The 9523-nt window shown below is 60.8% G+C and carries 7 protein-coding genes; 6 read left to right on the plus strand and 1 reads right to left on the minus strand.

Annotated elements, in window-relative coordinates; genetic code table 11:
- The first annotated feature begins 218 nt into the window (after positions 1–218).
- From NTZ26_06975 to NTZ26_06985, 3 genes are all read left to right on the plus strand, one after another.
- On the plus strand, positions 219–983 hold the full coding sequence (locus tag NTZ26_06975) for an ABC transporter ATP-binding protein (protein ID MCX6560243.1): 765 nt from the start codon (positions 219–221) through the stop codon (positions 981–983).
- A gap of 4 nt (positions 984–987) precedes the next feature.
- Positions 988–2724 (plus strand): hypothetical protein, encoded by a 1737-nt coding sequence (locus NTZ26_06980; protein ID MCX6560244.1) that lies wholly within the window; start codon positions 988–990, stop codon positions 2722–2724.
- Between the two features lie 189 nt (positions 2725–2913).
- The gene (locus NTZ26_06985; protein ID MCX6560245.1) at positions 2914–4533 is read left to right on the plus strand and encodes a sodium:solute symporter; all 1620 of its coding nucleotides are present in this window, start codon (positions 2914–2916) and stop codon (positions 4531–4533) included.
- 499 nt (positions 4534–5032) lie between these two features.
- On the opposite strand, the gene hutH is transcribed toward NTZ26_06985, so the two are convergent.
- A complete protein-coding gene (gene hutH / locus NTZ26_06990) occupies positions 5033–6553 on the minus strand; it encodes a histidine ammonia-lyase (GenBank protein ID MCX6560246.1) in 1521 nt (506 codons plus the stop codon).
- Positions 6554–6660: 107 nt separating this feature from the next.
- On the opposite strand from hutH, the gene NTZ26_06995 reads away from it, so the two are divergent.
- From NTZ26_06995 to NTZ26_07005, 3 genes are all read left to right on the plus strand, one after another.
- Positions 6661–7215: a sigma-70 family RNA polymerase sigma factor gene (locus NTZ26_06995; protein ID MCX6560247.1), complete on the plus strand. Its 555-nt coding sequence runs from the start codon at positions 6661–6663 to the stop codon at positions 7213–7215.
- 513 nt (positions 7216–7728) lie between these two features.
- The gene (locus NTZ26_07000; GenBank protein MCX6560248.1) at positions 7729–8919 is read left to right on the plus strand and encodes a hypothetical protein; all 1191 of its coding nucleotides are present in this window, start codon (positions 7729–7731) and stop codon (positions 8917–8919) included.
- A 92-nt stretch (positions 8920–9011) separates the two neighbouring features.
- On the plus strand, positions 9012–9523 hold a 512-nt coding region (locus NTZ26_07005), incomplete at its 3' end, for a 6-bladed beta-propeller (GenBank protein ID MCX6560249.1).

A 9523-nucleotide genomic window follows, 5' to 3' on the forward strand; every position in this document is an offset into this window, starting at 1 on the left:
CTCGCGAAGCGAGTGCGTGGGGACCTCGCCTTTTCTTAGACTCGAGCCGATAACTCTTTATCCGACCATGCCGGAAGCCCATCGCATCGTAAAGATGCTTTACGCTTCAATCGCGGCCGGCTCGTTCTTTCCCCATATCGTTGGGAGAACGTCCTGGCACGTTGTTTGCTGGAATGGTTTTGGGTAGGCTATTGGCAAGGGAAGAGGAGGCGGCGCCCATGCTCGAGCTCGGCGGGGTGACCAAGCGATACAATGTTTTTCCGGCCGTCGACAACGTCAGCTTCGTCGTCAAGCCGGGCGAAGTTCTGGGCTATCTCGGTCCTAACGGGGCCGGCAAGTCGACCACGATCAAGATGCTGGCCGGTCTGCTCGAGCCCTCGGAGGGCTCGATTCTCTACGACGGCCGGGAGATCCGTAAGGACCTCTACGCTTTCCGCAGCCGCCTGGGGTACATACCCGAACAGGCCGAGATTTATCCGCATCTAAGCGGGCTGGATTATCTTCTTCTGGTCGGCCGCCTGCGCGAGATCCCGGAAAGCCGCTTGTTCGCCAAAGCCATGGGGTTCCTGAAGGTCTTCGGACTGGACGCCGATCGCGACAACGCCGTCGGCGCCTACTCCAAAGGTATGCGGCAAAAGATCCTCATCGCCGCCGCCCTGCTGCACGACCCGGATGTGCTCCTCCTCGACGAGCCTCTCTCGGGCCTGGACGTGACGACCGGTCTGATCATCCGCGATCTGGTTCTGCGCTTGGCGGGCGAAGGCAAGATCGTCATCTATTCCTCCCATGTCCTGGAGGTGACCGAGAAGCTCTGCACCAAGGTCATCATTCTGCATAAGGGAAGGGTCGTGGCCGACGATTCCGTCGCCGACTTGCGGACGCTGATGAAGCTGCCCTCGCTGGTCGAGATCTTCAGCCAGCTCACGGCCCAGGCCGACACGGACGCCATGGCCCGCGACATCATCGCGGTCATGAGAGGCTGAGGCGATGGCCGAAGCCCTGCGGTTCGAGTATTGGGCCGGCCGCCTGCGGGGACGGCCTCGGCAGATTCTCGTCCTGACCCGCCATTTTTTCCAGCGCCTGTTTCAGAACGATGTTTTTCCGTTCGCCGAGCAGATGAAAGAAAAAGTCTACGTGCTCCTGGCCATGATCGCGGCCCTGGGCTGGTTTGTGACCAACAGGCTCTTCATACCATACATTTTTGTCCAAGATCAGGGGCAGTCCTGGCGGGAGAAGCTCGTTTTCCTGACTTTCTTCATGCTCTTTCTGGCCTTGGCCGTGGTTTTGGAATGGGACGTCCTGTTTCCCGACCTGCGCGATCACCTGAACTTGACACCCCTGCCGGTGAAACCCGAGACGATCATCACCTCCAAGTTCGCGGCCTTCGCCCTTTTTGTCGCGATGTATACCGCCGCCGTCTGCTTCTTATCGGTCTTCGGCGTGGCGATTTTCCTGCCGCGCTGGACCGGTGATTCGTTGCGGAGCCTGGCCGCTTACTGCGTCGCGCATGTGGCGGCGGCCGCAGCCGCCTTCGCCTTCGTTTTTCTTTTCTTTCTTTTCTTGGAAGCCGTTTTGCTGGCCGTTCTGGGAGCCCGAGTCTTCCGGGCCATATCTCTCGGCTTGCGATTCGTTATGGCGCTGACCGTCATCATGGTCATGGCCTTGGTTTTGACTGATGCGCGGGCCCTCCAAGCCTTTCTCGACCTCGTCGACCGGACGCGGGAAGTACATCCGCTGGCCCTCCTTTGGTGGCCGCCGGTTTGGTACGTCTCGATCTACGAAACGCTGATCGGGCGCTCCGACCCGTTCTATGCGGCCGGGGCGAACATCGGGCTGGCGGCCCTGCTTATCCTGGCCGTCGCTGATCGAATGGCCATGTCCTTCGGTTACCGCCGCCATCTGGCCAAGGCCGGCGAGGTCCGGACGCGGGCGCGAATCTGGCCGGAGGTTCGTCGCGTTTTGAGTGGAGGGATCGATCGGATGCTCTTTCTGAATCCCGTGGAGAAGGCGGTCTTCCATTTCGTCGGCGGAACGATCCGCCGCAGCGCCCTCCATAAAGTCCGGCTGGCCGGCTCTCTGGTCGTCTCGTTGGCCGGGCTATTCCTCATCATCGGTCTGCCGCGGACGGACTTGACTAGCCCGCGGACGGCCGGAATCAACGTCCTCGGGGCTCCGTTGGTGCTCGGCTTTTTCCTCTTAATGAGTCTGCGGTCGGTTTTTAACGTCCCCTTCGCGGCTGAAGCCAACTGGATCTTTCGGGCGACCGAACGGGAAGACCGCCGACCGTATTATCTGGCCGTGAAGAAGCTCATCGCGGCTTGTTTCCTCCTGCCCTTTGGTATCTTCACGGGTCTTGTCTATGGCCGATTGTGGGGGGCGGGGCCGGCGATCCTGCACGCCCTTTACTCTCTGGCCTGGGCGGCATTATTCACGGAGGTCCTTTTTTGGAAGTACGCCCGCATCCCTTTCGCCTGTCATGTCGTCCCGGGCAAGGCGCGGCTTTATTCACGCTGGCTGCCGTATAGCGTGGCTTTCTTCCTAATCTTCGGGCTGTTGACTGCGCTCGAAACGGCCCTCTTTAAGAGCGTTGGCAAGTTCGTCGTCTGTCTGGCGATGCTGACATCCGTCGCGGCCGGCCTGGAGATCTACCAGCGACAATTCGTCTACCCGCGGCTTCCTCTCGTTTTTGAAGAGGAGCCCGAGCCGATCATGATTTCTCTTTAAGATTAGGAGGGGTCAGATCTCAACATTCAACATTTCTCCCAAGCTTTCGGCGCCGATTCCGAGCCGTCAGTGCGAGCGGGAAAATTCGTTGTTAATTACAAGAAACCTCGAATGTTGAATGTTGAGACCTGACCCCATTCATGATATACATGCCCCGATAATCGAATCCCCCGGGTCGGGAGGCATGGCATGATCAATTTCACGCCCATCGATTGGGTCGTCGTCGCCGCGTACTTCGCGGTCGTTCTGGGCATCTCCTTCTGGAGCTTCAAACAGAAGCAGAAAAACACCGAGGACTACTTCCTGGCCAGCCGCCACGTCGGCTGGTTCGTCGTCGGCGCTTCGATCTTCGCCTCCAACATCGGGGCCGAGCACATCGTCGGCCTGGCCGGCACGGCCGCGCAGACAGGCGTCGTGATGGGGCATTACGAGCTCCATGCCTGGCTGGTCCTGGCCTTGGGCTGGTTCTTCATCCCATTCTATATGCGGAGCAAGGTCTTCACCATGCCGGAGTTTCTGGAGCTCCGGTATTCGCCCAAGGCCCGCTGGTTTCTTTCGGGCATCACCCTGATCGCCTATGTCTTTACCAAGATTTGCGTCAATGTTTATGCCGGCGCCGTCGTTTTTCAGGCGTTGATGGGCATCAGCTTCTGGACGGGCGCCCTGATCATCGTCGTCCTGACCGGCATATACACGGTCCTGGGCGGGATGAAGGCCGTCGTCTATACCGAGGCTCTACAAACGATCATATTGATCGCCGGCTCTCTCATCGTGACCGTGGCCGGTCTGATCAAGATCGGCGGCTGGTCGGCCTTCGTTCATGCCGCAGGCGCCGACCACCTGACTCTCTTCCTGCCGGCCAACCATCCCGAGTTCCCGTGGCCGGGGATGGTCTTTGCGCCGCCCATCGTCGGGCTCTGGTACTGGTGCACCGACCAATACATCGTCCAGCGGGCCCTCGCGGCGAGGAATGAGCAGCAAGCCCGGCGGGGGACGATCTTTGCCTCGTTCCTTAAGCTCCTGCCGTTCTACATCTTCATCCTGCCCGGCGTCATGGCCTACGTTCTGGCCAAGTCCGGCCAGATCACGCTGGCCTCGCCAGACCAAGCCTTCCCGACCATGGTCGCCACCCTCATCCCGATCGGCCTGCGCGGCCTGGTCGCCGGCGGCCTGCTGGCGGCGTTGATGAGCTCGTTGGCCTCGACCTTTAACTCCAGCTCGACCTTGTTCACAATGGATATCTACAAAAAGCGGCATCCGGAGGCCAGCGAAAAGAAGCTGGTCGGGGTCGGGCGGATCGCGACCGTGGTGCTGTGCGCTTCCGGTTTGGCCTGGATCCCGCTGATGAAGGCCATCTCCAGCCAGCTCTATCACTACCTCCAGAGCGTCCAGTCTTATATCGCGCCGCCTATTGCGGCCGTCTTCCTGCTCGGCATTTTCTGGAAACGGATCAATGGGCCGGCCGCGCTAACGACCCTCATCGGAGGGTTCGTGGTCGGGATGTCTCGCATTTTCCTGGAGCTCAACAAAGCCCATCTGAGCGGCTTCTTCAAGGCTTTCGCTTCGATCAACTTCCTCTATTTCTCGATCATCCTGTTCGTCGTCTGCATCGTGGTCATGATCGTGGTCAGTCTGCTGACCAAGAAGCCGGACTACGAGAAGCTCAACGGCTTGACCTATGCCACGACCGTGGCTAAGGACAAGGCCGCCTCGCGGGCCACTTGGGGCTGGAAGGAAGTCGTCCTTTCGCTCATCGTCTTGGCTATCGTGGCCTTCTCGCTGATCTATTTCGGCGGCGGCCCCAAATAAGGGGTCGCGTCTTGCGTTTTGCGGTATGGGATTGAGACCGTCCGGTTCGCCGGCGCTGGTTGTCCAGGCATGGACCGCCTCATATCCCTACGCGGTGAGGCTTGAATCCGGCGATCCCGTATGGATCCTAAAGGCGGATTCTGAATTCCCCGGCTGGCTGTGGTGCCGCGGCCCGGGAGGTGAGGCGGCCTGGATTCCCGAAGCGTTCATCGAGCCCCTATTGGAATCCGCCTCGGGAGCGCCGGCGGAGGAGCCCGAGCAAGGCCGCATGCGTCGGGATTATGATTCGACCGAGCTGACCGTCGAGGCGGGGGAGAGGCTAATTTTATTGGAAGAGGAATCGGGCTGGATATGGGCCGAAGATTCCCGCGGCAGACGCGGCTGGATTCCGGCCGCCTGCCTAGGGTAGGGGTCAGGTCTTAAGATATTAGTTATGGCCTTTTTTGATAGTAGTTGCCGTTTTTTGGCGTAAGAAAACTTATAACTTAAGACCTGACCCCTATTTAAGGGGGCCGGAGACAGCTTCCGCGGCACGGACGAAATCGCCGCGGCGGATCATCTCCCGGACCTTCGATACCTCTGGCTTGAGGTACCTATCCGTCGATAGATGCGGGACGGCGGCCCGCACCGCGTCATAGACGGCCTCCACTCCTGCGCCCGGCCGCAGCGGCTTGTGGAAGTCCAGCGCCTGGGCCGCCGAAACGATCTCGATGGCCAACACCCACATCGAATTCTCCAGGATCTGCCGTGCCTTCCGGCAGGCGATCGTGCCCATCGAGACGTGATCCTCCTGGTTGGCGCTGGTCGGGATGCTGTCCACACTGGCCGGATGGGCCAGGATCTTGTTCTCCGAAACCAGGCTAGCCGCCGTGTATTGCGAGATCATCAACCCGCTGTGCAGCCCGCCCTGTTCGGCCAGGAAGGCCGGCAGGCCGCTCAAAGCGGGGTTCAGCATCTGCTCGACCCGCCGCTCGCTGATGGAAGCCAGCTCGGCCGCGGCGATGCCCGCGTAGTCGGCCGCCAGCGCCAAGGGCTGGCCGTGGAAGTTCCCGCCCGAGATGACCCGGCCTTCCTCCGGGAAAACCAGCGGATTGTCGGTGACCGAGCCCATCTCGACCCGCAGGACTTCCTCGATGTGGCGGATGGCGTCCCGGCTGGCGCCGTGGACCTGGGGAACGGCCCGCAGTGAATATGCGTCCTGGACCTTGGCGCAGCTTTCGTGAGACAGTCGGATCTCGGAGTTGCGTAAGAGCGCGCGCATATTGGCGGCCGTTTCGACCGCGCCCGGATGCGGCCGGAGTCCGATGACCGCCTCCTCGAACGGGGCGTGGCTGCCCTTGAGAGCCTCCACACTCATCGCGGCCGCGATATCGGCCGTCGTCAGGAAAGTCCGGACATCGGCTATAAACAACGCCAGCAGCGAAGTCATGGCTTGGGTACCGTTGATGAGGGCTAGTCCCTCCTTAGCCTCGAGGACGAGAGGGGAGAGCCCTGTCTCGGCCAGCACTTCGGCCGACGGCCGCACCGTGCCCCGATATTCGACCTCTCCCTCGCCTATAAGGGCCAATGCCATATGGGCCAAAGGCGCCAGGTCGCCGCTCGATCCGACCGAGCCTTGCGAAGGAACGACCGGATGGATGCCGTGGTTGAGGAAAGCCAGCAAAGCCTCGACGACTTCCTCCCGGACGCCGCTGTGGCCGAGCGACAGGCTTTGGGCCCGAAGGAGCAGCATGCCGCGCACTACCTCGGCCGGGAACGGCTCGCCGACCCCGATGGCGTGGGAGAGAATCAGGTTTCTCTGCAGATCCTTGAGTTTGTCCGCCTCGATGCGGGTGTTCTGGAACTTGCCGAAGCCCGTATTGACGCCGTAGACGGGGATGCCGACCGCCAGGATGGCCTCGACTCGATCCCGGGCCCGCCGGATGCGCTCGCGCGCGGCGGGACCGATGTCGACCCGCCGCCCCCGGCGCACGACGGCGATGAATTCCTCGAGCGAGAAGCGGTCATCGAGAACGAGCATGGCGGTCCTCCGGACCGAGACTATAGCGGCCGGCCGGGAAGCTTGTCAATGCAATTCCCCAAGCCCTCCGATTTGAACCTTCTGGCCGGATCGGTTACATAGAGAAGATGAAGAGCGAAGTCGATCCCAAGGCTTTGGCCGAATGGGCCGCGGCTTATCACGCGCGCCTTCTGGCTTCGGCCCTGGCGCTCTGCGGCGATCGGGTCGAGGCGGAGGAACTGGTCCAGGAGACACTGGCGGAGGCGGTGGGATCGCTGGCCCGGTTCGAGGGGCGGTCCGCCCCCTATACCTGGCTCTACGGCATTCTGCGCCGCCGTTTTCTGCTCCATTGTCGCCGGCGCCGCCGCTTTCTTCGTTGGGCATCGACGGCGGTTCGCTATTCTTCCGAATGCGCCGCGGCGCCGATGGTGGAATCCGGCGGAGACCCCCGCCTTGCGAGCCTTCGCGTCGCTCTCGGAGGGATTCCCGTCAAGCATCGCGAAGTCCTGCATCTGCGCTATGTCGAAGGCCGGAAGATCGCTGAAATCGCCGCCCTGATCTCGGCCTCCGAGGGAACCGTCAAATCCCGGCTCCATCACGCTTTGCGCCGGGTCAAGTCCGCGATCGTCCGGGAGGCGGATGTTCCGCTCGTCCCGGATGGGGAGAAAACCCATGAATTGTAAATCCTGCCGAAGGCAAGTCTTCGATTGGCGCGACGGCGGCCTCGACGCGTCCGCTGCCGAGGCTATACGGGCTCATCTCGCCGCCTGTCCGGCGTGCCGGGAATTCTATGCCGAGGAAGAGCTTCTGGGAAGTCAGATCGGTGCGGCTCTCCCTATGGCCGCCGTTCCGGTTTGCGACGCCCTTCCCGCTGCACAGTCGCCCATTAATGGAACCATCCGACCGGCCTCCAGCCGCAGTTCCCGTCCGCGTTTCCTGCGATTCCTCATTCCGGCCGCCGCCGGATCGGCTATCCTGGCGGCCGTTTTGCTCCTATCGCCGTCAAAGGCGCCCTGGACTCTCGAGCCGACGACATCGGAGATAGTGACGATCGATGATTTCCCCGATCCGTTAAGAGATTGGGTCGAAGGGCGGCTCATCGTTACCGTCGAAGATGCGGCGCGAGGCACACGGGAGACTTTTCTGACGACCCGCGATGGCACGGTCCGCCGGGTCGCCGAAGGGGGAAAAGCATTATGAACATTCGTTGGCTTCTGCTCTGGCTTCTCATCCCTGTGACTGCGGCGGGTCAAGCGGCAGCGACCGAAGGCCAGGCTCCCGCCCAGACTCCTCCGCTCCAGGTCATCCGCCTCGAGAAAGTGAAGGATTTCGCCCTAGGCGCGGACTGGGAAAAGCTTTTCAAGGATTATGAGCGCCGCGGATCATATAAAGACCTGATCCGACTCCCGGACGGCCGCCTGATGGTGACCGACACCCGGACGTACAATTTCCTCATCTTCGGAGCCGATGGTCGGTTCCAAGAACGGCTCTGGAAGAAGGGGCGCCGCGAGGCGAAGGCCTTGACCATTTATAACCGGCCGTCGTGGCTTTCGCTTTGGAATGACAAGCTTCTGTTCGTATCCGAATTGGGGCGTGTCCGCGTCTTCGACCTGGACGGCAAGCTCGTCCGGGAAGCGGCCATCGACCACCCGGTCGACTGTCTGGTCCCGTTGAATGAAACGACCGCTGTAGTCGCCGGCTGGGTCGAGCGGACTGATGCCCCGAATCTTCATGTCATCGCCCTGGTGGATTTAAAGACCGGGCGCGAGACCGTCATCAGAGACATGCCTGAAAAGGAACCCAAGCCATATGAGACTAAGGACGGAAAAAAGGTAAGCGCCCAAGCACCCTACGCGCGCATCCGGCCGTTTGTACGGGGGCTGGGTGCGGGAGAATTCGCCGCGGGATTCACGAACTGGCCTGAAATAGAGGTCTTCGATGCGATCGGCAAGCAACTGCGATCGTTCCGAATTCAGGCTGCGCTGCCGATGAACCTCACGATCAGCACGAAATCGAAGGATGGGACCGTGACAATATATGGCTCTTACTTGGGCTATACTCCTCCACCTCGCGAGAAAGCTTTAGCTGTCGTGATCGGCCAGAATGATCCCGGCATTTATTATTTCAACTTTTTTATCGACCGCCAGGGTCGATTCCTCGTCTTTTCATTTCCCGAAGAAGGAAATGCCCCTATCGTCCGAATCTTCTCCCCCAGCGGAGAGCTTGTTCGAGAAGCCAAGATCGAGACCGGGAAGTACCGGATCACCTTCAGCCCGGGCGAAGCCGGGCCGATCTTCGATGGGGAATATCTCACGACACTGGCCGAGGAATTTGGGGCGAGCGGAGTCCCGCTGCGGCTCCTGAAGTTCCGCTTGGCCGGGCTATGAAGCCGCCTGAAAAAAACCGCTTCGAAACTAAACAAATTGCGGTGCAGGATCGTAATACTAATGACGATGGTTCGTCGAGGAGGGGTTTGTCCATGGCCGTTTTCTTGAGATCCCGGAATTCCGCATGGCCGGTCATCGCGGCCGTTCTTGCCTTTGGCTTGATAAGGACGGCTGCTGCGTCGGATGCTCCGGTCCCGCAAACCAAGCCCGCGGCGCCCATTAAAATGGTTTCCAATCCGATCCAGCCGCGCGACGGCGTCGTGACCCCCAAGCTGACGGAGCTTTGGTCGGTGGGGGGCGACAACGACCCCCAAGGCGACCTCGTCAATCAGCCCTTCGAGATCCGCCTCGGAGCCGACGGGACGGTTTACGTCAGCGACCGGGGCGACGTCTGCATCCGGGTCTTCGACGCCAAAGGCAAATTTATCCGCCAAGTCGGCCGCAAAGGACAGGGTCCTGGCGATTACGATACACCTTTCTTCATCGATGTGGACGGTCAAGGCCGGATCCATGTTCTGGACATGAGAAGCCAGCGGGTCACCCGGTTCGACCCGATCGGAAAATACGAGGCTAGTTTTCGGGCCGAGAAACCGGCTTTGCAGAT

The organism is Candidatus Aminicenantes bacterium (genome assembly GCA_026393855.1).
GTDB lineage: Bacteria > Acidobacteriota > Aminicenantia > Aminicenantales > UBA4085 > UBA4085.

What these genes read in the sequence shown, in the direction of transcription:
- NTZ26_06980 (MCX6560244.1), top strand. Translation starts at nt 988, where the DNA reads ATGGCCGAAGCCCTGCGGTTCGAGTATTGGGCCGGCCGCCTGCGGGGA.
- NTZ26_06995 (MCX6560247.1), top strand. Translation starts at nt 6,661, where the DNA reads ATGAAGAGCGAAGTCGATCCCAAGGCTTTGGCCGAATGGGCCGCGGCT.
- hutH (MCX6560246.1), bottom strand. Translation starts at nt 6,553, where the DNA reads ATGCTCGTTCTCGATGACCGCTTCTCGCTCGAGGAATTCATCGCCGTC.
- NTZ26_06975 (MCX6560243.1), top strand. Translation starts at nt 219, where the DNA reads ATGCTCGAGCTCGGCGGGGTGACCAAGCGATACAATGTTTTTCCGGCC.
- NTZ26_07000 (MCX6560248.1), top strand. Translation starts at nt 7,729, where the DNA reads ATGAACATTCGTTGGCTTCTGCTCTGGCTTCTCATCCCTGTGACTGCG.
- NTZ26_06985 (MCX6560245.1), top strand. Translation starts at nt 2,914, where the DNA reads ATGATCAATTTCACGCCCATCGATTGGGTCGTCGTCGCCGCGTACTTC.